The organism is Halalkalicoccus sp. NIPERK01 (genome assembly GCF_030287405.1).
Taxonomy (GTDB): domain Archaea; phylum Halobacteriota; class Halobacteria; order Halobacteriales; family Halalkalicoccaceae; genus Halalkalicoccus.
In genome coordinates this window covers 395,495-420,402 of the sequence record NZ_JASVVV010000001.1, presented here as the reverse complement: position 1 = coordinate 420,402, position 24,908 = coordinate 395,495, and the positions used below count along the sequence as shown (strand labels likewise).

The 24,908-nt window shown below is 66.4% G+C and carries 20 protein-coding genes; 11 read left to right on the top strand and 9 right to left on the bottom strand.

Going from position 1 to position 24,908, the window contains the following annotated elements; translation table 11 throughout:
• Nucleotides 1-35: 35 nt before the first annotated feature.
• Together dgoD and QRT08_RS02165 are read right to left on the bottom strand one after the other, a co-directional pair.
• Nucleotides 36-1,190, bottom strand: a complete 1,155-nt coding sequence (gene dgoD / locus QRT08_RS02170) for a galactonate dehydratase (RefSeq protein ID WP_286044067.1) — start codon at nucleotides 1,188-1,190, stop codon at nucleotides 36-38.
• Nucleotides 1,187-2,248 carry a Gfo/Idh/MocA family protein gene (locus tag QRT08_RS02165; protein ID WP_286044065.1) on the bottom strand — a complete coding sequence of 354 codons (1,062 nt, stop codon included), beginning with the start codon at nucleotides 2,246-2,248 and terminating at the stop codon, nucleotides 1,187-1,189. The genes dgoD and QRT08_RS02165 overlap by 4 nt, the downstream gene beginning before the upstream one ends.
• Before the next feature lie 90 nt (nucleotides 2,249-2,338).
• Here QRT08_RS02165 and QRT08_RS02160 point away from each other — a divergent pair, with 90 nt between their 5' ends.
• A complete protein-coding gene (locus QRT08_RS02160; protein ID WP_286044063.1) occupies nucleotides 2,339-2,494 on the top strand; it encodes a hypothetical protein in 156 nt (51 codons plus the stop codon).
• A 99-nt stretch (nucleotides 2,495-2,593) separates the two neighbouring features.
• On the opposite strand, the gene QRT08_RS02155 is transcribed toward QRT08_RS02160, so the two are convergent.
• Entirely contained in the window at nucleotides 2,594-3,013 is a 420-nt protein-coding gene (locus tag QRT08_RS02155) for a VOC family protein (protein ID WP_286044061.1), read from the bottom strand.
• 164 nt (nucleotides 3,014-3,177) lie between these two features.
• Here QRT08_RS02155 and QRT08_RS02150 point away from each other — a divergent pair, with 164 nt between their 5' ends.
• On the top strand, nucleotides 3,178-3,915 hold the full coding sequence (locus QRT08_RS02150) for a sugar phosphate isomerase/epimerase family protein (protein ID WP_286044060.1): 738 nt from the start codon (nucleotides 3,178-3,180) through the stop codon (nucleotides 3,913-3,915).
• Between the two features lie 149 nt (nucleotides 3,916-4,064).
• Here QRT08_RS02150 and QRT08_RS02145 read toward each other — a convergent pair whose 3' ends face one another.
• The gene (locus tag QRT08_RS02145; protein ID WP_286044058.1) at nucleotides 4,065-4,322 is read right to left on the bottom strand and encodes a hypothetical protein; all 258 of its coding nucleotides are present in this window, start codon (nucleotides 4,320-4,322) and stop codon (nucleotides 4,065-4,067) included.
• Nucleotides 4,323-4,974: 652 nt separating this feature from the next.
• Between QRT08_RS02145 and QRT08_RS02140 the strand changes: the two genes are divergently transcribed.
• Nucleotides 4,975-5,361 (top strand): DUF5805 domain-containing protein, encoded by a 387-nt coding sequence (locus QRT08_RS02140; RefSeq protein WP_286044056.1) that lies wholly within the window; start codon nucleotides 4,975-4,977, stop codon nucleotides 5,359-5,361.
• Nucleotides 5,358-6,395: a tyrosine-type recombinase/integrase gene (locus QRT08_RS02135; protein ID WP_286044054.1), complete on the top strand. Its 1,038-nt coding sequence runs from the start codon at nucleotides 5,358-5,360 to the stop codon at nucleotides 6,393-6,395. The genes QRT08_RS02140 and QRT08_RS02135 overlap by 4 nt, the downstream gene beginning before the upstream one ends.
• A 138-nt stretch (nucleotides 6,396-6,533) precedes the next feature.
• Here QRT08_RS02135 and QRT08_RS02130 read toward each other — a convergent pair whose 3' ends face one another.
• Nucleotides 6,534-7,295 carry an IclR family transcriptional regulator gene (locus QRT08_RS02130; protein WP_286044052.1) on the bottom strand — a complete coding sequence of 254 codons (762 nt, stop codon included), beginning with the start codon at nucleotides 7,293-7,295 and terminating at the stop codon, nucleotides 6,534-6,536.
• A 436-nt stretch (nucleotides 7,296-7,731) separates the two neighbouring features.
• On the opposite strand from QRT08_RS02130, the gene QRT08_RS02125 reads away from it, so the two are divergent.
• Nucleotides 7,732-8,643, top strand: coding sequence for an HpcH/HpaI aldolase/citrate lyase family protein (locus QRT08_RS02125; RefSeq protein WP_286044051.1), 912 nt, complete (start codon nucleotides 7,732-7,734; stop codon nucleotides 8,641-8,643).
• A 38-nt stretch (nucleotides 8,644-8,681) separates the two neighbouring features.
• On the opposite strand, the gene QRT08_RS02120 is transcribed toward QRT08_RS02125, so the two are convergent.
• Nucleotides 8,682-9,050: a VOC family protein gene (locus tag QRT08_RS02120; protein ID WP_286044049.1), complete on the bottom strand. Its 369-nt coding sequence runs from the start codon at nucleotides 9,048-9,050 to the stop codon at nucleotides 8,682-8,684.
• A gap of 104 nt (nucleotides 9,051-9,154) precedes the next feature.
• On the opposite strand from QRT08_RS02120, the gene QRT08_RS02115 reads away from it, so the two are divergent.
• Together QRT08_RS02115 and QRT08_RS02110 are read left to right on the top strand one after the other, a co-directional pair.
• Nucleotides 9,155-12,166 (top strand): FAD-binding and (Fe-S)-binding domain-containing protein, encoded by a 3,012-nt coding sequence (locus tag QRT08_RS02115; RefSeq protein ID WP_286044047.1) that lies wholly within the window; start codon nucleotides 9,155-9,157, stop codon nucleotides 12,164-12,166.
• A 136-nt stretch (nucleotides 12,167-12,302) separates the two neighbouring features.
• A complete protein-coding gene (locus QRT08_RS02110; RefSeq protein WP_286044046.1) occupies nucleotides 12,303-14,039 on the top strand; it encodes an L-lactate permease in 1,737 nt (578 codons plus the stop codon).
• A 115-nt stretch (nucleotides 14,040-14,154) separates the two neighbouring features.
• Here QRT08_RS02110 and QRT08_RS02105 read toward each other — a convergent pair whose 3' ends face one another.
• Both QRT08_RS02105 and QRT08_RS02100 read right to left on the bottom strand, forming a co-directional pair.
• A complete protein-coding gene (locus QRT08_RS02105) occupies nucleotides 14,155-16,350 on the bottom strand; it encodes an LUD domain-containing protein (RefSeq protein WP_286044044.1) in 2,196 nt (731 codons plus the stop codon).
• Nucleotides 16,347-16,847: an LUD domain-containing protein gene (locus QRT08_RS02100; protein ID WP_286044042.1), complete on the bottom strand. Its 501-nt coding sequence runs from the start codon at nucleotides 16,845-16,847 to the stop codon at nucleotides 16,347-16,349. Before QRT08_RS02100 ends, QRT08_RS02105 begins: the two co-directional genes overlap by 4 nt.
• Before the next feature lie 117 nt (nucleotides 16,848-16,964).
• On the opposite strand from QRT08_RS02100, the gene QRT08_RS02095 reads away from it, so the two are divergent.
• Both QRT08_RS02095 and QRT08_RS02090 read left to right on the top strand, forming a co-directional pair.
• Nucleotides 16,965-19,214, top strand: coding sequence for an NADP-dependent malic enzyme (locus tag QRT08_RS02095; protein ID WP_286044040.1), 2,250 nt, complete (start codon nucleotides 16,965-16,967; stop codon nucleotides 19,212-19,214).
• 305 nt (nucleotides 19,215-19,519) lie between these two features.
• Nucleotides 19,520-20,779: an MFS transporter gene (locus QRT08_RS02090; protein ID WP_286044039.1), complete on the top strand. Its 1,260-nt coding sequence runs from the start codon at nucleotides 19,520-19,522 to the stop codon at nucleotides 20,777-20,779.
• A gap of 4 nt (nucleotides 20,780-20,783) precedes the next feature.
• Here QRT08_RS02090 and ddh read toward each other — a convergent pair whose 3' ends face one another.
• The gene (gene ddh, locus QRT08_RS02085) at nucleotides 20,784-21,719 is read right to left on the bottom strand and encodes a D-2-hydroxyacid dehydrogenase (RefSeq protein ID WP_286044037.1); all 936 of its coding nucleotides are present in this window, start codon (nucleotides 21,717-21,719) and stop codon (nucleotides 20,784-20,786) included.
• Nucleotides 21,720-21,879: 160 nt separating this feature from the next.
• Here ddh and QRT08_RS02080 point away from each other — a divergent pair, with 160 nt between their 5' ends.
• The gene (locus QRT08_RS02080; protein WP_286044036.1) at nucleotides 21,880-23,490 is read left to right on the top strand and encodes a thiamine pyrophosphate-requiring protein; all 1,611 of its coding nucleotides are present in this window, start codon (nucleotides 21,880-21,882) and stop codon (nucleotides 23,488-23,490) included.
• Between the two features lie 58 nt (nucleotides 23,491-23,548).
• Entirely contained in the window at nucleotides 23,549-24,808 is a 1,260-nt protein-coding gene (locus QRT08_RS02075; RefSeq protein ID WP_286044034.1) for a CaiB/BaiF CoA transferase family protein, read from the top strand.
• Nucleotides 24,809-24,908 lie beyond the last annotated feature (100 nt).

The following is a 24,908-nucleotide window of genomic DNA, read 5'->3' as shown; positions in this document are numbered from 1 at the left end:
GGCGCGGATCGTCCGCAGGCCCCCGCCGCCCCCGCTTACCACTCCGCGACGCTGCCGTCGTCGTGGCGCCAGACGGGGTTGTGCCAGTCGACGGTCTCCTCGGCCTGCTCCTCGATGTACTCCTCGTTGAGTTCGATTCCCAATCCGGGTCCGGAGGGCACCTCGACGTAGCCCTCGTGGTACTCGAAGACGTCCGGATCGGCCAAATAGTCCAGCACGTCCCCGCCCTCGTTGTAGTGGATGTCGAGGCTCTGTTCCTGGATCAGCGCGTTCGGCGAGCAGGCGTCGACCTGGATGCAGGAGGCCAGCGCGATCGGCCCGAGCGGGCAGTGGGGCGCGAGCGCCACGTCGTAGGCCTCGGCCATGTCCGCGATCTTCTTGACCTCCGTGATCCCGCCCGCGTGCGAGAGGTCGGGCTGGATGACGTCCACACTCCCGGATTCGAAGACCTCCTTGAAGTCCCACCGCGAGAACATTCTCTCACCTGTTGCGATCGGGATCGACGTGTGGGCGGCGATGGCTGGAAGGGAATCGTTGTGCTCGGGAAGCACGGGCTCCTCGATGAACATCGGGTCGTAGGGTTCGAGCGCCTCCGCGAGTCGCTTGGCCATCGGCTTCGTGACCCGCCCGTGGAAGTCGACCCCGACGTCGACCTCGGGACCGACGGCCTCGCGGACCTCCCGGAGGCGATCCTCGGCCGCCCGGACCGCGGCGGGGGTATCGACCCGGCGCATCTCGGAGGTCGCGTTCATCTTCAGCCCGGTAAAGCCCTCGCTCACCTTTTCGGCCGCCGCGTCGCCCACCTCGCTGGGACGGTCGCCGCCGATCCACTGATAGACCCTGATTCGATCGCGCGCCCGGCCGCCCAGTAGCTCGTAGACCGGCGCGTCGAATCGCTTGCCCTTGATGTCCCACAGCGCCTGGTCGACACCGGCGATGGCGCTCATGAGCACGGGGCCACCGCGGTAAAAGCCGCCGCGGTACATCGCCTGCCAGTGGTCTTCTATTCTATTCGGATCCTCGCCGAGCAGGTAGTTGTCGAGCAGTTCCTCGACCGCCGCGCGGACGGTCTTGGCCCGCCCCTCGACGACGGGTTCGCCCCAGCCGACGAGGCCGTCGCTCGTCTCGATCCGGAGAAAGAGCCAGCGTGGCGGCACCTCGTACAGGTCGTAGTCGATGATCTCGGTCATGACAGCCTCCCGTCGAGCGCGACGTCCCCGGGATCGACGGCGACGAACTCGCCGCCCGCGCGGGCGGACTCGTAGGCGGCCTCGGTGACCGCGGTCACGCGCAACCCGTCGAGCGCGGTCGCCGGCGGCTCCTCGCCGTGACGGACCGCCGAGACGAACGCCTCGGCCTTGTTCGGCAGGTCGCGCTGGTCGAGTCGGGGGCGGTGCTCGCCGCTCTCGGCGTCGATTTCCACGAGCGTGTTCGCCTCCCAGTCCTTGCTGTCGAGGTAGGTCGCGCCCTCGGCGTCCCACAGGTGGATGTGCTCGCGCATGCAGGGCGTCTCGCCCGAGCAGGTGACCGACGCGGTGGTTCCCTCCTCGAACCGGACCGTGACGTGCGAACGGCCGTCGACGCGCCGATCGTCGTCGACGAACTCCATCTCCGCGGCGACGGCCGTCGGCGTGAGGCCCGTACTCCAGAGGATCGAATCCAGCAGGTGACTGCCGGTGTCGTAGAGGTAGCCGCCGCCCGAGAGGTCCGGGTCCATCCGCCAGGTGCCCTCGAACCGGTCGACCCAGTCCTGGCTGATCTCGGCGGTGATCCAGTCGGGGACGCGACCCGACTCCAGCCATCTCGCGCGCGCCTCGACGAACGCCCGGTAGAGGTGGCGCTGATAGCCCACCATCAGGGTCTCCTCGCGGTCGGCGTCGCGGGCGACGAGGTCGCGGGCGTCCTCGAGGTTCGTCGTCAGGGGTTTGTCACAGAGGACGTGCAGGCCGTGGTCCATCGCCGCGAGGACCTGCTCGTAGTGGAGCGTGTGTGGCGTCCCGATCAACACCGCGTCGAGGTCCTCCTCGTCGAGCATCGTCCCGTAGCGCTCGTACCGGGCGTCGGGGCGAACGCCGAGCGCGTCGCCAGTCGATTCGAGCGTCCCCTCGTCGATGTCGACGAGCGCGGCGACGCGGGCGTGTTCGGCCGCACGGAGCTGTCCGCCGACGGTTCGACCGATGAACCCGCCGCCGACGATGCCGACGCGCACGAACGATCCGGCGTCGTCCGCCTTCGGTTCGATAGCCATACTCCCGGTAGCTTCGAACACGAGCAAAAGGATGCCGATATGGTTCCGGGACGTTCGCTCGAAGACGGTCCGCCGGGAGAACACCGGTCGATGGGAAGCGACTGGTCCGACGAGCCGGCCCGGCTCGACCGCCTCGAAATCGAGCCAGAACCGTCCGAAGTGCTGTACGGCAACCACGACGACACGCCGACCCGCCTCGACGAGGCCGATCTACGGCCCTACGAGGCCGCCGTGTACCGGCTCTGAGGACCTCGCCTCCGAGACGCCCTCCGTGAGCGCTGCCGTCCGGGTGGTGCGATCGAGTACCGCCGGTCGGTACGTTCGACCCCGAGGTCGCCGACCGGCTCAGGCCTCGATGATCTCGACGAGGTTCCCCTCGGGGTCGCGGACGAACAGGATCCGAGCGCCGCTCTCGGTCGTTCGTGGTTCGCTCAGCGTCTCGACGCCGTCGGGGAGTCCCTCGTAGAACCCGTCGACGTCCGAAACCGAAAGTCCGACGTGTGTCGCGCCGGGCTGGTTCACGTCCGCTGCGGGCCGCCGGTCGCCCTCCGGGTCGTACTCGATCAACTCGATTCGTGCGCCGCCGGCGTCGAGGTGTACGAACTCCCCGGTCGCCCCCTCGACGCCGACGCCGATCGCGAACGCCTCCCCGGCGACCGTAAAGCGGTCCAGAACGGCGAGTCCGAGCACGTCTCGGTAGAACCCGACCGCCCGCTCGAGATCCGCGACCGTCACTCCGACGTGGTGTGCGCGCGTCTCCGTCATGTGTGATGGCGTCGGTGCGGCGACAAACGTCTTTCGGGTACGGTCGTCGGTCCGGTGACGATCAGTCGGCATTCGCCGCCGTCCGGCCGTCCGCGACCGGCGGCGGCTCGTGGATACCGCGCGGACGCGATAGTTTTAACGCGTCCCCCCTCGGTCGTCGACGTATGGGACGGACGGCCATTCAGCTGTACACGTTGCGCGGGATCGACGAACCGCTCCCCGCGCTCCTCGAATCGGTCGCGGAAACGACCTTCGACGGCGTCGAGTTCGCCCATCGAGTCGCCGACGCGAACAGGGAGGCGGTCGTCGAGGCACTCGGAGACACCGGCCTCGCGGTCGCCGCCGCCCACGTCGGTCTCGAGACGCTCGAAACCGACTACGAGGGCACGACGGCGCTCTACGAGGAACTCGGCTGTACGGACCTCGTCGTCCCGTGGCTCGACCCCTCACACTTCGAGAGCGAGGCGGCCATCGCGGAGGTCGCCGAACGCCTGAACGCCGTCGCGCAACGGCTCGCCGAGGACGGCTTCTCGCTTCACTACCACAACCACGACCAGGAGTTCGTCGACCGCGGCGAACACGCCGCGATGGACGAACTGCTCGCACGAACCGACGACTCGATCGGCTTCGAACTCGATCTGGGCTGGGCGAACGCCGCCGGTGCCGACCCGGTCGCGCTTCTCGATCGGTACGGCGACCGGATCTCGCACGTCCACTTCGCGGACGCCGACGCCGAGTCGATGGCGTGTGTCGAACTCGGCGAGGGGGACCTCGACCTCGACGCCTGCCTCGAGGCCGCCCGCGATGCGGGCGTCGAGTGGTATATCTACGAACACGACGAACCGACGGATCCGCGCGAATCGCTCGCCCACGGGGCGAAAACGCTCGACGAGGCTCGCTGATTCACCGACTGGTTCGAGCGGCCCGATCCGGGCACGGCCACGTCGGATCGACCGCCCCGTCGGACGGGAGTTGTGTATATCACTATGCGATTTATGTCGTCAGCAAAGCGACTCGGACGGTGGCCGGCGGGCGTAATGAGGGCTATCGATCATTGATCCCCGAATCGGGCACGCTCGGCGCGCGCCTGATCCATGATCGCCTGACGGATGTAGGCGGCCCTGTCACGCGGGTTCTCGATCTCCATGTCCTGCGAGTCGAGCGCCTGTTCGACGGCGATACCGGTGCGCAGCAGGTCGCGCATCCGCTCGCTTCGCGAGTCGCCGTACTCCAGATCCGAGACGATCGCCTCGTAGAGTTCGCGGTCCTCCTCGTCGTCGGAGAAGTGGACGCCGATCGACTGGGCCATGTCTCCCTTCCGGACCGTGCCGGGTTAAGCGCCACGCTACCCGCTCGATACATCGATAACAGTTCGACGTTTGGATCGCAGAGGAAACGACACACGGGACCGGAGCGAAGCTGCCGGACTGAACCGAACGAGAGGGACAGTAATCGACGACGGGGAGGTAATCGGCCGATCCCTTCGGCCGCGACGATCCGCCATCGAAACAGACGTGTCTCGTTGGGAACGGATTATTCGGGGGAGGAGTCTTTTCCCGCTCGTACCCCCGGGGTAGCGGACGGAAGAAGGGCTTCTAGATATCCGTCGTCGGTTTCCACCCCTACGACCGCGATTTCGCCGCTAGTCGGTCGATATACCTCCTCCGTCATCGATTTTCACCCGGATCGATCGACTCCGCCCGTATCGTTCGTTCCCGGTCGGGGATGGCCCTTTCGAACGAGAACGATATTCGGGACGGAGATGGCCTCGTAACAGAGTTCTGCTTTCCTTCAGACTGCAGCACATCGCCGCGCGCTCGGCGGAGATACTTCAGTCTGAAGGACAAAAGCACGGGACATTGTCGGGGCCAGGGTAGAAAGAGAGGGAGTCAAATATCCAAATAAACTCCCTTATTTGGGTAAATGGGAAGAGTGATACTGGTGGTACTCGAGACGGAGACATGGGCGATTCGGAGACCGACCGAACGAGGGTGACGACCTACGTCCCCGCGTACCAGGCGGAGATCTGGGCGGAGCACGCGAAGGACCTCGATATGAGTCGAAGCGAGTTCGTCCGGACGATGGTACAGGCGGGCCGTCGCGGGTTCGATCCCGGCGGAGAGATGGGGAGCGACCACGCGGAGACGGCCGACCGGCAGGGATTCGAGCCACGTGTCGAACGTGCGCTCGCCGAATCGGGTCCGTTGTCGTGGGACGGACTCGTCGAAGCGCTGACCGAGGACACCGAGGACCGCCTCGACGAGGCGCTGTTGGCCCTGCAGGAGGAGAACCGCGTCAGCTACAGCGGTCGTGCCGGTGGCTACACGCTCAACGGTGAGCACGAATGAGCGCGACCGATCCATTGGAGGCCGGCGACGACCCCATCGCATACTTCCTCCAAGACGTCGAGTATCAGGGCAAGACCGAACGGACCTACGACGCCTACGAGCGCGTTCTCCGGGATTTCGAGCGGTTCGTTCGAGAGGAGTACCCGCGTGCGAACACCCTCGACGAGGTGACACACCGGGCGTGTATGGCGTGGCTACACCGCCACCGTGGCTCGGTCGCTCGGAGTACGCTCGCGACGTACGCCTCGTACCTCCACCGCTTTTACGCCTACATGACACAGATCGGCGTCTTCGCGGAGAACCCGATGGCGCTGGTGATCGAGCAGATGGACGAGTCGATCGACGTCGATCCGACGCGACGGGAGATCCCTCTCGAACGCATGCGCGAGTTCGTCGACGGGGTCGGCCACCCGCTCGATCGAGCCCTGATCGTGACGCTCCTCAAGACGGGGATCCGCGCGGGCGAACTCTGTAACCTCGATCTACGGGACCTCAACCTCGATTTCGAATCGCTGGGGATCGATCCCGACCCCCGACCCCAGCTGCACGGCAAACCCGACTCGCTGTACGTCGCGCCCGATCCGGCACGCGGAGCGGTCGTAAACGGCGAGCGCCGCGCCGCCTCGAACAAGCGTCGGCGACCGACGGTGATCCCGGTCGACGACGAACTCGCACGGGTTCTCGAGGCGTGGCTCGCCGTCCGCCCCGACACCCGCTCGGCGGCCGATCCGCTGTTCGTCAGCACGAGCGGGAAGTGGGGGGCGCGACTCACGACCCACATGCTCCACCACACCGTCGAGAAACACGCTCGGCGGGTCGACTGGCACCGAACCGGCGGTGGGGCCGAGGAGAACGTCACCCCCCACTACTTCCGGCACTTCTTTACGACGTACCTCCGCAACGCGACCGGCGAACGCGGGGTCGTGAAGTACCTCCGGGGGGACGTCGCCGACGACGTCATCGATACGTACACCCACGACTGGGGCGATACCGTCCGCGAGACCTACGAGCGACACATCTATCGGCTGTCGTGAACGATTACCGTCCTCCCGAAGAGGACATAAATCTCATGATGCTATATCAAATCCGGCCTTCCGGGAGGGGAAACGTATGAATTTAGCAATATGAATCACTGACGGAGAAATATACTATTACAATCGTACTCGTGTAATCTACGCGTAGGTGCTGTTGATCTCGATGACGTTCGCCGCGCTCATCGTCAGGGCGGGGAGTTCGTCGGTGTACCACTCCCCGGACATGCGGCTCTTCGGCCCCGAGACGCTCACCGCACCGAGGACGTCGCCGTCGACGACGATCGGGGCGGCGATACAGCGCAGCCCCTCCAGTCGCTCCTCGTCGTCGTAGGCGTACCCGCGTTCGCGGACCGTTTCGAGTTCGTCCATGAGCGTCTCGCGATCGGTGATCGTGTTCGGGGTAATGCTCGGGAGGCCGTGGCGGTCGAGGATCGCCTCGACGCGTTCGTCGGGGAGGTGAGCGAGCATGGACTTCCCGAACCCCGTCGTGTGGAGGTAGACCCGCTTTCCGGCGTGGGTGTCCATGTGGACGGCGTCCGCACCCTTCGCCCGGTAGAGGAACACCCCGCGGCCGTGCTCCTCGACCAGCAAGTTCGCCATCTCGCGGGTCTCCTCGGCGAGTTTGTCGATCTCGGGCGGGCCGGTGGTGGCGATCCGCCGACGGTCGCGCGCGTACTCCCCGAGTTGGAGAAACCGGAGTCCGACGTCGTATTCGGCGCCGTGTTTGGTGACGTACTCGTTTCGTCGAAGGGTCTGGAGGTGGTTGTGGACCGTGCTCTTCGGGAGGTCGAGGTGGCTCGCGAGTTCGGTCACGCCGGCGCCGTCGAGCGCTCGCAGCGCATCGAGGATCCGAAAGCTCGTCTCGGTCGCCCGCACCGTCGTCGGCTCGTCCGTGCTCATGGCACCGACTACCGCGCCGGCCCTAATAGTTCTACAGGTCGGACGGTCGTTCTACAGAGGTGAACGAATAGGTCGTCCGACGGAACCCCTGATCGAACCCGGCGCCGACCCGTCCGCTGGATCGGCTCTCCCGTCCCGTCGTTCATCCATCGTAATATTTCTTCCCATCTGAAAGACGATCTGTTCACAGCAGGTGAACAGGTGGTCGCTGTTCCACCCGCTCGCCGTGGGCGTGCTGATCGGTACACACCACCACTGTGACGGGAAAAAATCTACGAACACGGAGTTAATACGAGTATAGTTGGACGATCGATTCGTGAGTCGGCGTTCGAGAGCTGTGAACCCGAGCGATCGCCCGAGAGGCGGCCGTCCGACGGGTTGCGGGGATATCTTTATGAGCCATCCTCGTTCAGTAGCGAACGGACGTGAACCAGCTATGAGCGACGTGACACTGCGGCGGACACAGCTAGCGACACCGGCGAGCGACGAGAAGTTCATGGAGAGCGCCGCGAACAGCGACGCGGACGAGGTGTTCCTCGACCTCGAGGACAGCGTCGCCCCGAACGCGAAGCCCGACGCCCGCGAACCGCTGATCGACGCCGCCAAGAGCCACGACTGGAGCGGCAAGGTCCTCAGCTATCGGATCAACGGGATCGACACCAAGTGGTGGTACGACGACGTCATCGAGGTCGTTACCGGGGCCGGCGAGCACATCGACGACATCATCATCCCGAAGGTCAAGGGCGCGAGCGACATCCACACCGTCGAGAACCTGCTCGCGCAGGTCGAGGAGAACGCCGGCCTCGAGGTCGGCGCGATCGGCCTCGAACCCCAGATCGAGGACGGCGAGGGAATGCACAGCGTCCACGAGATCGCCCACGCGAGCGATCGCCTCTCCAGCATCATCTTCGGCCCCGGCGACTACTCGGCGGCGATGGGAACTCCAGGATTGGACATCGGGCAGTTCCCCGACTACCCGGGCCACTACTGGCATCACGCGCTTTCGGAGTGCAACGCCGCCGCGAAGAGCGCCGGCCTCCCCTGTTTGGACGGTCCGTACGCCGACATCGAGGACGAGCAGGGCTTTCGCGACTCGTGTAACAACGCGAACATGCTCGGCTGCGACGGCAAGTGGGCGATCCACCCCAGCCAGATCGAGATCGCAAACGAGATCTTCGCGCCCGATCCCGACGTGGCCGAACGCGCCGAGCGGATCGTCGAGGAGTACGCCCAGGCGATGGAGGAGGGCAAGGGCGCGGTGAAGGTCGACGGCCAGATGGTCGACGAGGCGACCAACAAGATGGCCCAGGACATCGTCGACAAGGCGGAAGCCGCCGACATCCTCTAAAACGCGGCGTCCAGTTTTCGATTCTTTTTGCCGTCCCGCTAGTCCAGCGACTCGACGAGTTCGACCCGCCGGCCGTCGGGATCGCGCACGAACGCCGTCCGCGCGCCGGCCTCGGGCTGGTCGCCGGGCTCCTTGTCGACGCCGTAGTGGTCGATTCCCTCGAAGACCTCGTCGACGCTGTCGACGCCGATCGCGAGGTGATCCCACGCCGTGCCGGGTTCGAACTCCTTCTCGCCGTCGGTGTCCGAAAGCTGGAGTTCGATCCCGTTCTCGTCGGCGATGTACCTGTTCTGGGTCTCTCCGTCGGGCGTCTCGAACTCCCAGGACTCCTCGAAGCCGAACTGCTCGTAGAAGGCGATGGTCTCCTCGGCGTCCGCGACGTTGATATTGATATGGATGAGTTCCATGCGTTCACACCCGACCAGCGGCCCCTTAAATCCGTGGGTCGGCTGCCCGTGGGTGGGTTCATCGAACACAGTATTTATCACCATCAACCACCGAGCGGAAGTCAATGGCCGTCGAAAAGCCCCACGGGGATCTGAGCAATTTCGAACGGTATCGGGAGGCGCAGGGTCACGAGCATCCGGACGCCGCGGAGTACGCGGAACTCGCGGCGGATCTGCGGGCCGTCGTCGACGGCGAGGTCCGGTTCGACGAGTACGCCCAGGTGCTCTACGCGACCGACGGCAGCATCTACAAGGCCAGACCGGCCGGGGTGGTCCATCCGCGGGATCGGGACGACGTGCGCTACGCGGTGAAGGTCGCCGCCGAGCACGACGTGCCGATCATGGCTCGCGGAGCGGGCTCCTCGCTGGCCGGTCAGGGCGTCGGGCCGGGCTGTGTCGTCCTCGACATGACGACCTACATGGACGAGATCCTCGAGATCGACCTCGAGGAAAAACGGGCGCGCGTCCAGCCCGGAGTCGTCCAGGACCACTTCGACGAGGCCGCCAAGGAGTACGGCCTGAAGTTCGCGCCCGACCCGGCCTCCTCGAACCGCGCGACCATCGGCGGCGGCATCGGCAACAACTCGACCGGCGCGCACTCCGTCAGGTACGGGATCACCGACGCCTACACCGAGGAACTCGACGTGATCCTCTCGGACGGAACCGAGATCCACACCCGAGAGATCGTCCTCGACTCGCCCGAGTACGAGGGGATCGTCTCGAAGGACGACCGGGAGGCCGAGATCTACCGAACGGTCCGGGGGCTCGTCGAGGACAACGAGGCGGAGATCGAGAAGCGCTACCCGGAACTCAAGCGGGTGGTCTCGGGGTACAACCTCAACCGGGTGATCTACGAGAACGAGAACGACGAGGAGGTCATCAACCTCTCGAAGCTGCTCGTGGGGGCAGAATCCACGCTGGGGGTCGTCGTCGAGGCCGAGATCTCCCTCGTCACGGTCCCCGAGGAGACGGCGCTCGCGCTGTACTTCTTCGACGACCTCGTCGACTCGATGAAGGCGGTCCCCCAGGCGCTGGAGTACGACGTCAGCGCCGTCGAGTTGATGGACGACGAGGTGTTCCGTATGGCCGCCGAATCCGACGGCTACGCGCAGTACGTCGAGCCGATTCCCGAGCGTGCGAAGGCCGCGATCATGCTCGAATACGACTCCGAGATGGTCGATGACTTCGAGGAAGCGATCGGTGAGACCAACGAACGGTTCGTCGAGAACGGCGACGCCTTCGACGTGCTCGAGGCCTACACGGAGGAGGACCAGGGGAAGATCTGGAAGCTCCGAAAGGCGGCGATCCCTCTGCTGATGAGCCTCGAGGGCGACCCCAAACCCTACCCCTTCATCGAGGACGCGACGGTTCCCCCGGAGGAACTGGCGGAGTACGTCCAGTCGTTCAAGGAGGTCCTCGAGGACCACGGGACCTCGGCGGCGTACTTCGCGCACGCGGGGTCGGGGACGCTTCACATCCGGCCGATCCTCAACCTCAAGGAGGAGGACGGAATCGAGACGATGCACTCGATCACCGACGACATCACAGATCTCGTGGTCGAGCACCACGGCGCCTTCTCGGGCGAACACGGCGACGGGATGGCCCGCACGGAGTTCAACCCGAAGATGTTCGGCGACGACCTCTGGGGCGCGTTCAAGGAGCTCAAGACGGCGTTCGACCCCGAGTGGCTGATGCATCCCGGCAACGTCGTCTACCGCGACGGCCCCGAGGACCCCGGACCCGAGAACGACCGTGGCGTCGGCGCCGACAACCGCGAGAACCTCCGCTACGGCGCGGGCTACCAGTCGATCGAGCCCCAGACCAAGCTGGACTTCACCGACGAGGGCGGCTTCTCCCACCTCGTCGAACTCTGTAACGGCTGTGGGACCTGCCGACAGACGGACGACGTGATGTGTCCGACCTACCGGGGGATGAAAGACGAGATCGCCACGACCCGAGGCCGGGCGAACATGCTCCGGGCGGCGATCTCGGGGGACCTCCCCGAGGAGGAACTGTACTCCGAGCGGTTCCAGGAGGAGGTACTCGACCTCTGTGTGGGCTGTAAGGGCTGTAAAAGCGACTGCCCCACGGGCGTCGACCTCGCGAAGCTCAAGGCCGAGACGAAACACCAGTACCACGAGCGCGAGGGGATCGGCCTCCGGGCGCGCGTGTTCGGCAACATCGACACGCTCTCGAAACTCGGCAGCGCGCTCGCGCCCGTCTCGAACCTCGGGACGAAGGTGCCCGGCGCGCGGAAAGCGATGGAGAAGGTCGCCGGGATCGCCCCCGACCGGGAACTGCCGCCGTTCCGCCGCGAGTCCCTCGAGGACTGGTACGACGCGCGCGGCCCGCGCGTGAGCGAGGCCGAGGCCGACCGCAAGGTCGTCCTGTTCCCGGACACCTACACAAACTACAGCTACCCCGAACCCGGAAAGGCGGCCATCAGGGTGCTGGAGGCCGCGAACATTCATGTGAAGATCCCCGACGACCTCGGCCCCAGCGGCCGGGCGGCCTACTCGAAGTCGATGCTCGACAAAGCCGAAGAGCGCGCCCGACACAACGTCGAGAAGTTCTCGAGCTACATCGACGACGGCTACGAAATCGTCGTCGTCGAGCCCTCCGATGCCGTCGTCTTCCAGGACGAGTACCTCGACCTGCTGTCCTCGCCCGCGGCCGAGCGCGTCGCCGCACACGCCTACGGGATCTGTGAGTACCTCGACGTCCACCGGCTGGTCGAGGACCTTCCCCTGAACGAGACCGGCGAACCCCTGACGTATCACGGCCACTGCCACCAGAAGGCGACCAACAAGGACCACCACGCGGTGGGCGTCCTCCGGCGGGCCGGCTACGCGGTCGACCCGCTGGACTCGACGTGCTGTGGGATGGCCGGCTCGTTCGGCTACGAGGCCGAACACTACGACCTCTCGAGGGCGATCGGTCAGCGCCTGTTCGACCAGATCGACGCCAGCGGCGGCACGCCTGTCGCGCCCGGCGGCTCGTGTCGCAGCCAGATCGGCGAGGAGTACGGCGGCAACCCGCCCCACCCGATCGAGAAGGTGGCGGCGGCGCTCGCGTAGTCGCTCGATTTTCCGCGCCCTCGGTGTTCCCCGATCGCCGGGACGGCTCGACCATCATATTTATTACTAACCGTTGAACACGTAGGCGTGAGCTGTTCACAATGACCACGAGGGTTCGGGACGACGGTGATCGAGTATGGTACTAGAGATCGTTCTGGCCGCGCTGCCGCTACTGGTCGTGGCGGTACTGCTCGTCGGCCTGCTGTGGCCGGCGACACGGGCGATGCCGATCGCGTGGATCGTCGCGCTCGGAGTCGGCTTCTTCGCGTGGAACATGCCGCCCGACTGGCTCGCGGCGGCCTCCATCGTCGGGGTGATGACGGCACTGGAGATCCTCTGGATCGTCTTCGGGGCGCTGGTCCTGCTCTATACGCTGATGCAGGCCGGCGCGTTCGACCGCATCAACCGCGGCTTCGCCACCATCAGCGATGATCGTCGAGTGCAGATCGTTTTGCTCGGCTTCTTCCTCGCGACGTTCATCGAGGGGGCGGCGGGCTTCGGGACGCCCGCGGCGGTCGTCGCACCCCTCCTGTTGGGACTCGGGTTCCCGGCGCTGGCGGCGGTCATCGCGGCCATCATCGGCCACATCATCGCCGTTACGTACGGCGCGGTCGGGACGCCGATCATCGTCGGCATCCAGGACCCGCTGGCCTCGACCGGGTTCCAGGACGAGATCGCTCAGGGTGGCTACTCGGTCGCCGGGTATTCGGAGCAGGTGGCAGCGTGGGCGGCGACCTACCACTCGCTCGTGGGATTCGTGATGCCGCTGTTCGCCGTCGCGATGGTGGTGTACTTCTTCGGTGACCGCGAGGAGCGCTCGCTGTCGCCCGCCTGGGAGGTCGCGCCGCTGTGTCTGTTCTCGGGGATCGTCTTCGCGATCCCCTACTGGCTGTCGGCGTGGTTCTTCACCGCGGAGTTCCCGTCGCTCATCGGTTCGATGGTCGGCGGCGCGATCGTCGTCAGCGCGCTGAAGGCGGGCTACTTCCTCCCCGAGTCCCACTGGGACTTTCCCCCGCGAAGCGAGTGGCCGAGCCACTGGGTCGGGACGATCGAACCCGGCGAGAACGGCGCGACGACGGGGGGGCCCGACGAGGCGACGGTCGCGGACGGCGGCGTCGTCGGATCGGAGATGTCGCTGCTGCGGGCGTGGTCGCCGTACGTCCTGCTGGTCGTGTTGCTCGTGATCACGCGCGCGATCGACCCGATCTCGGCGTTCATCCAGCGGCCCGCGTTCGTCATCGAGTGGCAGGAGATCCTCGGGACCGGCCTCGCGAACAGCATCGCGTGGGTGAACGTCCCCGGGTTCTGGCTGCTGGTCAGCGCGCTGATCGCGATCCCGATCTTCGGCATGAGCGGCGATCAGGTCTCGGCCGCGTGGCGCGAGGCCGCCGAGAAGATCGTCGCGCCCTTCATCGCGCTGGTGTTCGTCATCGCGATGGTGCAGGTGATGATCAACTCCGCTGCCCATCCCGGCGCTCCCGAGGCCGGCAGCATGATCATCGTGCTGGCGCAGGCGACCGCGAACGCGCTCGGACCGATCTACCCGGCGGTCGCGGCGCTGATCGGCGCGCTCGGGGCGGCGATGGCCGGTTCGAACACCGTCTCGAACATCACGTTCGGCGGCTTCCAGTTCGAGGCCGCCCAGCAACTCGGCCTGCCGACACAGATCATCGTGGGCGCGCAGGCCGTCGGCGGCGCGATCGGCAACCTCGTCGCCATCCACAACGTCGTCGCGGCGCTGGCGACCGTGGGGCTGGTCGGCCAGGAGGGGCGGGTCATGCGTCTGAACCTGATCCCACTGGTCTACTACGCGATCTTCGTCGGGTTCTGGGCGCTGCTGTTCTCGTACGTCCTGTTCCCGGGCGCCTTCTGATACTGTCGGTCAGGGGACGTTCAACGGCACGTCCCTGATGTGACGGGTCACCGCGCGAACGAGTCCCGCGGTGCCACCGGCCGATGGATGGGGGTATGACCGACAGTACGAGGCCCTACTCGGGGCCCGGCGCGATCAGTTCGATCGGATGCATCGGCTTTCGGTCCAACAGCGCGTCCAACTGGTCGGTACACGAGGTGCCGCTCGCGAGCACCGTCCGGTCGCGCTCGCCCGCCGCCTCGAACTCGTCCTCGAGTTCGTAGCCGACGTCCATCGAGAGCTCGTAGTACTGTTCCTTGTAGCCGAACGAGCCGGCCATCCCGCAGCACTCGACGGTCGAGGTGAGCACGTCGTACTCCAGTCGTTCGAGCAGCGCCTCGGTGTACCCCTCGAGGCCCATCGTGCGCTGCTGGCAGTGGCTGTGGTACGCCACCCGACCGGGCCCACGCATAAGGACGTCGATCCCGTCGGGATCGTTCGCCACCAGTCCGTAGACGTACTCACAGACCTCGTAGCTGGCCTCGGCGAGGCGCTCGTACGACGCCTCGGGCAGGAACTTCTCGTACTCGCCGCGGAACATGGCGAGATCGCTCGGCTCGATGGCGATGACGTCCCGCCCGGCGTCGAGGTGTTCGGCGAGGCCGCCATAGAGCGCGCCCGCCTGCTCGCTCGCCGTCGAAAGCATCCCCTGCGAGAGGGGTGCCCGCCCGCTCTCGGGAAGGTCGGGCAGCAGGACCCGGACGCCGAGCGCCTCCAGCGTGCGGACGGCGGCCTTCCCGCGTTCGGGGCTGATGTAGTTCGTGTACGTGTCGGGATAGAGGACGACCTCGCGGTCCGCGTCGGCGGGCGGGAGCCCCTCGTGGGCGAGGAACCACTCCTGTAGGGTTTCGTCCGCGAATCGCGGGAGTTCGCGCCGTCTGTCGATTCCGAGGACCCGCTCCATAGCCCAGCGGCTCGGCGGGAGGTCCGAGAGCCAGTTCGAAACCGGGGCCGTCCTCGAGCCGAGTTTCGCGACAGTACCGAAGTTGCCGAAGAAGCGCTTTTGCAGGGGGACGCTGCCGGGTTCGGCATCCGGGGTCAGTCCCTCGACGAGGAAGTCGAACTCGCTGGGGGCCTCGCCGCGGTTGATTCTATCCCTGACCACCTCGTTGATCCAGGGAATGTCGATCTTCACCGGACACTGGTTGACGCAGCGCGAGCACCCGGTACAGAGGTCGTTGAATTCTTCGGCGCTCTCCTGGCCGTGGACGCCCGCCTCCCAGCCGGTGGCAATTCCTCCAGAATAGGTCTCGCCGCCGAAGGCGTGCCCGCCGACGTGCTGGAAGTTCGCACACGAGTTCGCACACGCCCCACACCGGATGCAGTAGAGCGTCTCCTTCAACTCCTCGTCCTCGCGCATCGCCATCCGGCCGTTGTCGATCAACACGAGATGGAAGTCGCGGTCGCCCTCGGCCTCCGAGAGGGGCTCGTCGCTCCCGAACTCGATCGTGGGCGTCGAGACCGGCGGCGTGAGAAGCGACATGTAGGAGGTGAGGTCCTGGCCGGTCCCCGAACGCGCGATGAGTTCGATGAACGGCTGGAGGTCCTCGAACTTCGGTAGAATCTTCTCGACGCCCGCCACGGCGACGTGGGTGTCGGGCGCGACCGCGCACTTGCGGGCGTTGCCCTCGCTGGTGACCAGCAGCATGGTCCCGCTCTCGGCGACGAGGAAGTTCGCGCCGGTCATCCCGACGTCGGCCTCCTCGATCCGCTCGCCGAGGTACTCGCGGGCGAACGTCGTGAGTTCCTCCGCGGTCTCGAGGGGTTCGTCGGGGTCGAACTCGCGGTTGAACAGGTCGGCGATCTCCTCGCGCGACTTGTGGATCGCCGGCCCGACGATGTGCGAGGGCGACTCCTCGGCGACCTGGATGACGAACTCCCCGAGGTCGGTCTCGTAGACGTCGACGCCCGCCTCCTCGAGGGCCGCGTTGAACTCGATCTCCTCGCTGGTCATCGACTTGCTCTTCACGAGCGTCTCCGCGTCGCCGACGACCTCCTCGACGTAGCGGTTCGCGTCCTCGGCGTCCGAGGCGAGGTAGACCTCTCCACCATTGTCCTCGACGGTTTCGGTGAGGTCGTCGATCAGTTCGGGCAGGCGCTCGATCGCGTCCTCCTTGATCGCGCGGGCCCGGTCCTTCAGCTCCTCGTAGTCCTCCAGGTCCTCGACGGCGGCGTACCGGCCCTGGTTGAACACCCTCGTATTGGCCTGGACGCTGTCGCCCTCGGTGTCGAGCAGCCGGCGGATGTGGGCCGCTTTCTCGTCCGTGCTCATGGTTCGAGGACGAGCACGTGGACGGTCTTCGGGCCGTGCGCGCCGCGAACCAGCGCCCCCATGTCGGCGGTGGCGCTCGGACCTGTGGCGATGATCGCGCTCTCGCGCTCGTCGGCGAGGGTCGTCGCCATCCGCCCGATCGCGGTCGGCATGTCGGGGACGATGTCGGCGGCGTCGATCACGACGACGTGGTGGTCGCAGAAGAGGCTCACCGGCTCGCCTCCCTCGGGGGTCGAGGGGAGGACGACCGAGCCGTAGTCGGCGATGCCGAGCGACGCGGCGGTGACGCCCGTGACCGCCTCCGTGAGCCGTCTCGGCGTCGGATCGGTCACGACGGAGGTCCCCTCGAGCGAGACCGATGCCATCGGAAGCGGCGTCCCGACGGCGGGTTCGTCGACGACCGCCTCCAGCGCGTCCTCGAACGCCTCCGGTGCGAGGCGCGTCGTCTCGACGGCCAGCCCGTCGAGGGTACCCTCGAACGTGTCGACAATGGACATACCGAACGGTTCGGGCCCAGGATCATGGCTGTTTTCATCCCGCGAGTTCGTCGATCGTCGAAACGCATGCTCTGCCCGTGACGACACCTTTTTGTCGATCTCGGTGGACGGTCAGGTATGTCACTGGAGGACGACTCCCTCGACTACCACGAGGCCGACCCGCCCGGAAAGATCGAGATCGCGACGACCAAGCCGACGAACACCCAGCGCGACCTCTCGCTGGCGTACTCGCCCGGCGTCGCCGGCCCCTGCCGGCGGATCGCGGAGAACCCCGACGACGTCTACCGCTACACGGCGAAGGGCAACCTCGTCGGCGTCATCTCGAACGGGTCGGCCGTTCTGGGGCTGGGCGACATCGGCGCGACGGCGTCGAAACCCGTCATGGAGGGCAAGGGCGTGCTGTTCAAGCGCTTCGCGGACATCGACGTCTTCGACGTCGAACTCGACCTCGAGGACCCCGAGTCGATGATCGCGGCGACGAAGGCGATGGGGCCGACGTTCGGCGGGATCAACCTCGAGGACATCAAGGCCCCCGAGTGTTTCGAGATCGAGGAGACGCTCCGCGAGGAGATGTCGATCCCGGTCTTCCACGACGACCAGCACGGCACCGCGATCATCTCCGGTGCGGCGCTGTTGAACGCCGCGGAGATCGCGGGCAAGGAGGTCTCCGAACTCGACGTGGTGTTCTCGGGGGCGGGCGCGAGCGCGATCGCCAGCGCCCGGTTCTACGTCTCGCTCGGGGTCCGCGAGGAGAACATCACGATGTGTGACTCCTCGGGGATCATCACCGAGGCCCGCGCGGAGGAGGTAAACGAGTACAAACGCCAGTTCGCCCGCGACGTCCCCGAGGGCGATCTGTCCGACGCGATGGCGGGCGCGGACGTCCTCGTCGGCCTCTCGATCGGCGGGATCGTCTCCCCCGAGATGGTCCGCTCGATGGCCGAGAACCCGATCATCTTCGCGATGGCCAACCCCGACCCCGAGATCACCTACGAGGACGCGAAGGCGGCCCGCGACGATACGGTGATCATGGCGACCGGGCGCTCCGATTACCCCAACCAGGTCAACAACGTCCTCGGATTCCCCTTCATCTTCCGGGGAGCGCTCGACGTGCGCGCCACCGAGATCAACGAGGAGATGAAAGTGGCGTGTGCGGAGGCGCTCGCGGACCTCGCGAAACAGGACGTCCCCGACGCGGTCGTCAAGGCCTACGGCGACCAGCCCCTGCAGTTCGGGTCGGAGTACATCCTGCCCAAGCCGGTCGACCCGCGCGTGCTGTTCGAGGTCGCGCCCGCCGTCGCGCAGGCGGCGATCTCGAGCGGTGCGGCCCGCGAGGAGGTCGAACTCGACGAGTACCGCGAACGCCTCGAGGCCCGACTGGGCAAGTCCCGCGAGATGATGCGCGTGGTGTTGAACAAAGCCAAGAGCGACCCCAAGCGGGTGGCGCTCGCCGAGGGCGAGGACGAGAAGATGATCCGCGCCGCCTTCCAGATGCGCGAGGAGGGGATCGCCGAGCCCCTGCTGATCGGGAACCGCGAGGAGATCCGGACCACCGTCTCCGACCTCGGCCTGGAGTTCGAGCCGAACGTGGTCGACCTCTCGGAGGCGGAACTCGACGAGTACGCGGACCGCCTCTACGACCTCCGCCAGCGAAAGGGCTTCACCCGCAGCGAGGCGGCGGACATGGTTCGCCGGGACTCGAACTACCTCGGGAGCGTCATGGTCGAGACCGGCGACGCCGACGCGCTGTTGACCGGCCTCACTCACCACTACCCGTCGGCGCTGCGCCCGCCTCTGCAGGTGATCGGCACCGCGGAGGACGCGAACTACGCCGCCGGCGTCTACCTGCTCACGTTCAAGAGCCGGATCGTCTTCTGCGTGGACGTCACCGTGAACCAGAGCCCGAGCGCCGAGGTGCTGGCCGAGGTCACCCGACACACCGCCGACCTCGTTCGCCGGTTCAACGTCGAGCCGCGGGCGGCGATGCTCTCGTACTCGAACTTCGGATCGGTCGACAACGAGGGCACCCGCAAGCCCCGCGAGGCGGCGCGGATGCTCCGGCGCGACCCCGACGCCGACTTCCCGGTCGACGGCGAGATGCAGGCCGACACCGCCGTCGTCGAGGAGATACTCAACGGCACCTACGACTTCGCCGACCTCGAAGAGCCGGCGAACGTGCTCGTGTTCCCCAACCTCGAGGCGGGCAACATCGGCTATAAACTCCTCCAGCGCCTCGGCGGCGCGGAGGCCATCGGGCCGATGCTCGTCGGCATGGACAAGCCGGTCCACGTCCTCCAGCGCGGCGACGAGGTGAAAGACATCGTGAACCTCGCGGCGGTGGCGGTGGTCGACGCACAAAAGCAGTAGCAATCGGGCGGAGCGTCGGGTTTTTGGAGGAGATTTTTGCTCGAGGACGAGCGCAGCGAGTCCGAGTGGAAAAAGGTCCACGCGACATCGTGAACCTCGCCGCTGTGGCCGTGGTGGACGCCCAGGAACAGTAGCGATCTCGGTCCGAACGTGCGGCTTTTTGGAGGAGATTTTTGCGTGAGGACGAGCAGAGCGAGTCCGAGCGGAAAAAGGTCCGCGTGAACGCCATCAGTTAAGGGGGTTCGCGACAGTCGTTTCGTCACCATGAGACGAGCACACGAGCGGCGCACCTCAGGGGGTGTGGGATGAACGGCAACGACAGGTCGATCACCGCATTCACCATGCTCGCACACGGCGTGTTTCACACCTACGAGCTGTCGATCCCGCTGTTCATCGTGATCTGGCTCGACGTCTTCGATGTCTCGGCGTTCGTCCTCGGGGTCGTCGTCTCCGTTGGCTACGGGCTGATCGGGATCGGCGCGCTTCCGAGCGGCATACTGGCCGACAACTACGGCTCGCGCCGGTTGATCGTCGCCGCGGTCGTCGGGATGGGCGGGGGCTTCTTCCTGCTCGCGCTCGCGCCGAACGTCTACACGCTCGGGCTGGCGATCGTCGTCTGGGGCGCCGCGGCGAGCATCTACCACCCCGCCGGCCTCTCGCTGATCAGCCGCGGCGCCGAGGAACGGGGGACCGTCTTCGCGTACCACGGCGTCGGCGGCAACGTCGGCACCGCCTTCGGCCCCCTGTTGGCGGCGCTCCTGTTGATCTTCCTCGACTGGCGGTTCGTCATCGTCGCGCTCGCGGTCCCGGCGGTCGTCGTCGTGATACTGGGCTCGTCGATCGAGTTCGACGAGACGGCCGCGACCGCGACCGACGGCGGCGAGCAAGCCGACGGCGGCGAACAGCCCCCGTCGGAGGCCGAGGACGCCGAGGACGCCGAGGACGGCTTCGACCTCCGGTCGGTCGTCGCCGACTCCCGCCTGCTCTTCACGACGGGTTTCGCCCTCGCGTTCGTGATCGTCATGCTCTACGGCACCTACTACCGCGGTTTGCTGACCTTTATGCCCGACATGATCGCGAACCTCCCGCAGTTCGGCACCTACACCGTCATGGGCCAGTCGGCCGAACCCGCCCAGTACATCTACACCGGCCTGCTGATGGTCGGCATCCTCGGCCAGTACGCCGGCGGGCGGGTCACCGACCACGTCAGGACCGAGTACGCCCTGTTGGCGACGCTCACGGCGCTGGCGGCGCTCGCGGTCGTCTTCCTGCCCGCGGCGAGCGTCGGGGTCGTCCCGTTTCTCGCGGTCTGTGCGGTCCTTGGCTTCTGTCTGTACGCGACCGCGCCGATCTACCAGGTCGTGATCGCCGAGTACGCCGCCGAGGACGTCCACGGACTCTCCTATGGCTACACCTACCTCGGGATGTTCGGCGTCGGCGCGGGCGGGGCGGCGCTCGCGGGCGCGCTGCTGACGTACTTCAGCGCCCCCGTGCTGCTCGGGACCCTCGGGGCCATCGCGCTGGTCGCGGCGGGTCTCGTGGTAGTCGTCCTCAGACTCGGGTAGGGAGTCAGGCGACGCGGTTTCGAAGCTCCTCGCCCGATCGATAGCGCTCGACGTTCTCTTTCACTAACTCGGCGATGTCGAGGTGGTACCGGTTGGTCGCCGATCCCTTGTGCGGCATGACGATGACCTCCTCGAAGTCCCACAGCGGCGATTCGGGTGGGAGGGGTTCGGTCTCGAAGACGTCCAGCGCCGCGCCCGCGATCTCGCCGTCCACGATCGCCGCGACGAGCGCGTCCTCGTCGACGATCGGGCCGCGGGCGACGTTCACGAGGTAGGAATCCTCGCGCATCGCCTCGAACTCCGCCGTCGAGAGCAGGCCGTCGGTCTCGGGGGTGTGGGGGAGCGTGATGGCGACGAAGCGCGCCTCCGAGATGGCCTCGTGAAGCTCCTCGGGGTCGTAGATCTCCGAGACGCCCGGAACTGGTTCGTCCGACCGACGCACGCCGACGACCTCCATTCCCAATCCATCGGCCCGCGTGGCGATCCCCTCGCCGATGGTGCCGAGTCCGAGGACGCAGAGGCGTTCGTTCTCGACGGTGAAGGGGCGTTCGTAGTCGGGGGTATACCAATGGGTTTCGTTCTGGTGATCCCGGTAGACGTGGAGCAGGCGCGCGAGCGAGAGCATACAGCCGATCGCGACCTCGCCGACGGTCGCGCCGTGGATGCCCGAGCTGTTGGTCAGCGGGATCCCCGCTGCGGCGTAGGCCTCGGTGTCGAAGGCGTCGTAGCCCGCCCGCGCACAGTGGACCCAGCCGGCGTCGAGGAACTTCGGGCGGGGGACGTAGGTGACGACGGCGTCGGTTTCCCCGTAGGTCTCGCCGTCGCCGACGAGTTCCGCGGGAATGGAGAGGTCCGAGAAGGCCTCGACGAACGCCTCCTTCGGGATCACGTTCTCGACGGACTCGTGGACGTACAGCGCTTCGAGATCGGATACAGCCATGCGCGTGAGTGTATCACTCGCGACGTTGAACCTTTCGGACCGACCGACGGTTCGTCATCATCGGTCGTGTACGAATCCACGCTCGGGCTTGACAGAATTGGTAACTCTTATCACATAGTCGGACGGCATATCGGATAGTCACCGTAACGGTGAGGACATCATGGACGTCAACGAAGCGATCGCGCAGACGCTACGAGAGGAGGGTGTAGAGTACCTGTTCGGCTTCCCGAGCAACCCGCTGTTCGACACGGATTCGGCGGAAGAGGTCGGGATCCGAAAGATCATCACGAGACAGGAACGGACCGCGGTCCACATGGCCGACGCTGTCGGCCGGCTGACCTCCGGCGATCGGGTCGGCGCGTTCGCCTGTCAGCACGGGCCGGGCACCGAGAACTCCATCGGCGGGGTCGCCCAGGCCTACGGCGAGTCCGCGCCGATCGTCGCGATCCCCGCGGGCTACGACCTGGCGAAGACCGACGTCGATCCCAAGTTCAACTCGCTGGTGAGCTACCAGTCGATCAGCAAGTCCTGCGAGCAACTCGCGGACCCCGACGCCGTGGGCGAGACGATGCGCCGGGCCTTTAGCTCGGCGCGCAACGGCCGGCCCCGACCCTCCGTGGTCGAGGTCCCCAAGGATATCTTCTACACGGATCTCAGCGAGGAGTTCGAGTACACCCCCTCGAAAGAACGGCGCTCCGGCCCGGACCCCGAAGACGTCGAGACGGCCGCCGAGATGCTGATCGAGGCCGAGCGCCCGGTGATCTTCGCCGGGCAGGGCGTTCACTACGCGAAGGGGTGGAACAGTCTGAAAGAACTCGCCGAGACGCTCGAAGCGCCGGTGGCGACGAGTCTGAACGGAAAGAGCGCCTTCCCGGAGGACCACCGCCTCTCGCTGGGTGCTGCCAGTAAAAGCGAGCCGGGTCAGCTCGCACACTTCATGCGCGAGGCCGACGTCGTCTTCGGGATCGGCTGTTCCTTTACCGACACCGCCTACGGGCTGACCGCCCCCGAGGGCGCCGACATCATCCACTCGACGCTGGACCCCACGGACATCGACAAGGACGTCGTCTCCGAGCACTCGCTCGTGGGCGATGCCAAACTCACCCTCGAGGCGCTCGTCGAGGAACTCGACGGCCGCGTCGACGAGGACCGCGGGCGCGCCGACGACGTCGCGGCGGAGATCGAGGAGGTTCGCGACGAGTGGCTCGCCGAGTGGGAGCCCAAACTCACCTCGGATGACGCCCCGATCAACCCGTATCGGGTGGTTCGGGAACTCGACGAGATCGTCGACAAGGAGAACGTGGTCATCACCCACGACGCGGGCAACCCGCGGGACTTCCTCGCGCCGTTCTTCGAGGTGACCGAGCCGCTGTCGTACATCGGCTGGGGCAAGACCACCCAACTGGGCTACGGGCTGGGGCTGACGATGGGCGCGAAGCTCGTCAACCCCGAAAAGCTCTGCATCAACGTCTGGGGCGACGGCGCGATCGGGATGACCGCCCTCGATCTGGAGACCGCCGCCCGCGAGGACATCCCGATCCTCTCGATCCACCTGAACAACTTCGAGATGGCGGGCTACGACACCCCCTTCTTCGGCGACTGGGCCGAGGTCGCCGAGGGGCTGAACTGCTACGGCGAGCGCGTCGAGGATCCCGACGAACTGGGGGCCGCCATCGAGCGCGGGATCGAGAAGACCGAGGAGGGCACGCCCGCGCTGATCGAGGTCATCACCGCCAAGGAGACCGAACTCTCGCGGCCCGACCTCGAGTAACCCCGTCCCGCCGAGGGAGACGGGAACGCTTAATAGCGAAACCCGAAACCACCACGTCATGGAACCCGATAGCACGAGTCAGGAGAAAATACTGGAGGGGGTCACCGTCGTCGATCTCACGACGTTCGTCACCGGCGGCTTCGCGACGCTGATGCTCGCGAACCAGGGCGCGGAGGTCATCAAGGTCGAACGCCCCGAGATGGGCGACGACAGCCGCCACTCGGGGCCGCCGTTCGTCTCGACCGAAGGATACGAGGGACCGGGCCGCTCGGCCGCCGATCAGGGGGAATCGCCGTACTTCTGGACGGTCAACTACGACAAGCAGAGCGTCGAACTGAACCTCAAGAGCGAGGAAGGGCTCGACATCTGCAAGGAACTGATCGAGGGGGCGGACGTAGTAGTTGAAAACTTCCGGCCCGGGACCGCCGAACGGCTCGGATTGGGCTACGACGACCTCCGCGACCTCAACCCCGAACTCGTCTACTGCTCGATCTCCGCGTTCGGCGAGACGGGCCCGTGGAGCGACCGGCCGGGTTACGACCTCCTGGTCCAGGGCATGAGCGGGATCATGAGCGTCACCGGCGAGGAAGGGGGCGACCCGGTGAAGGTCGGCCTGCCCCAGACGGACCTCATCACGGCGATGTGGGCCGCCTTCGGGATCGTCGGCGCGCTTTACAGGAGGGAGCGCACGGGCGAGGGCGAGCGCGTCGAACTCGGGATGCTCGATGCGTCGCTGCCGTGGCTCACCAAGCAGGCCGCGAAGGCGTTCGTCGGCGAGGAAACGACGAGAATGGGCACCAAGGATCCCGTGCTCGCGCCGTACCAGAGCTATCCCACCGCCGACGGCTACCTGAACGTCGCCTGCGGCAACCAGAAGCTCTGGGAGGCGTTCTGCACCGAGATCGGCCGGGATGACCTCCTCGCCGATTCGCGGTTCGAATCCAACGCCGACCGGGTCGAGCACATGGACGAACTGGAAGAAGAGCTATCGGAGACGCTCCGCGAACGCCCCACCGACGAGTGGGTCGAGGCGCTCGCCGAAGAGGCTGGCCTGCCGGTCGGTCCCGTCTACGAGGTCGAGGAGGCGCTGACGAACGACCAGGTCGAGGCCCGTGGGGCCGTCGGCTCGCTCGACCATCCCGCGGCGGGCGAGATCCCGAGCCTCGAACACCCGCTGAACTTCGAGCACGCAGAAAGCGGGTTCGAGGAGGCGCCGCCGCTTTTGGGCGAGGACACCGAGGCGATCCTCGATCGGCTGGGCTATTCCGCCGAACGCATCGAGGAACTGCGCGAGGCTGGCGCGATACCGGACGCGTAGACGTCCAGTCACAACACCTATATTCGCGTGTTACTACCCCACATCCGTAACCGGCGTGCCGGCGCCTGACGGGTATCACGGACGTCGGACCGGAGCGACG

Coding starts and splice junctions, on each gene's coding strand:
- QRT08_RS02140 (WP_286044056.1), top strand. CDS start 4,975: ATGGGCGATTCGGAGACCGACCGAACGAGGGTGACGACCTACGTCCCC.
- ddh (WP_286044037.1), bottom strand. CDS start 21,719: ATGGCTGTATCCGATCTCGAAGCGCTGTACGTCCACGAGTCCGTCGAG.
- QRT08_RS02150 (WP_286044060.1), top strand. CDS start 3,178: ATGGGACGGACGGCCATTCAGCTGTACACGTTGCGCGGGATCGACGAA.
- QRT08_RS02155 (WP_286044061.1), bottom strand. CDS start 3,013: ATGACGGAGACGCGCGCACACCACGTCGGAGTGACGGTCGCGGATCTC.
- QRT08_RS02160 (WP_286044063.1), top strand. CDS start 2,339: ATGGGAAGCGACTGGTCCGACGAGCCGGCCCGGCTCGACCGCCTCGAA.
- QRT08_RS02120 (WP_286044049.1), bottom strand. CDS start 9,050: ATGGAACTCATCCATATCAATATCAACGTCGCGGACGCCGAGGAGACC.
- QRT08_RS02095 (WP_286044040.1), top strand. CDS start 16,965: ATGTCACTGGAGGACGACTCCCTCGACTACCACGAGGCCGACCCGCCC.
- QRT08_RS02110 (WP_286044046.1), top strand. CDS start 12,303: ATGGTACTAGAGATCGTTCTGGCCGCGCTGCCGCTACTGGTCGTGGCG.
- QRT08_RS02105 (WP_286044044.1), bottom strand. CDS start 16,350: ATGAGCACGGACGAGAAAGCGGCCCACATCCGCCGGCTGCTCGACACC.
- QRT08_RS02115 (WP_286044047.1), top strand. CDS start 9,155: ATGGCCGTCGAAAAGCCCCACGGGGATCTGAGCAATTTCGAACGGTAT.
- QRT08_RS02165 (WP_286044065.1), bottom strand. CDS start 2,248: ATGGCTATCGAACCGAAGGCGGACGACGCCGGATCGTTCGTGCGCGTC.
- dgoD (WP_286044067.1), bottom strand. CDS start 1,190: ATGACCGAGATCATCGACTACGACCTGTACGAGGTGCCGCCACGCTGG.
- QRT08_RS02090 (WP_286044039.1), top strand. CDS start 19,520: ATGAACGGCAACGACAGGTCGATCACCGCATTCACCATGCTCGCACAC.
- QRT08_RS02075 (WP_286044034.1), top strand. CDS start 23,549: ATGGAACCCGATAGCACGAGTCAGGAGAAAATACTGGAGGGGGTCACC.
- QRT08_RS02130 (WP_286044052.1), bottom strand. CDS start 7,295: ATGAGCACGGACGAGCCGACGACGGTGCGGGCGACCGAGACGAGCTTT.
- QRT08_RS02080 (WP_286044036.1), top strand. CDS start 21,880: ATGGACGTCAACGAAGCGATCGCGCAGACGCTACGAGAGGAGGGTGTA.
- QRT08_RS02125 (WP_286044051.1), top strand. CDS start 7,732: ATGAGCGACGTGACACTGCGGCGGACACAGCTAGCGACACCGGCGAGC.
- QRT08_RS02145 (WP_286044058.1), bottom strand. CDS start 4,322: ATGGCCCAGTCGATCGGCGTCCACTTCTCCGACGACGAGGAGGACCGC.
- QRT08_RS02135 (WP_286044054.1), top strand. CDS start 5,358: ATGAGCGCGACCGATCCATTGGAGGCCGGCGACGACCCCATCGCATAC.
- QRT08_RS02100 (WP_286044042.1), bottom strand. CDS start 16,847: ATGTCCATTGTCGACACGTTCGAGGGTACCCTCGACGGGCTGGCCGTC.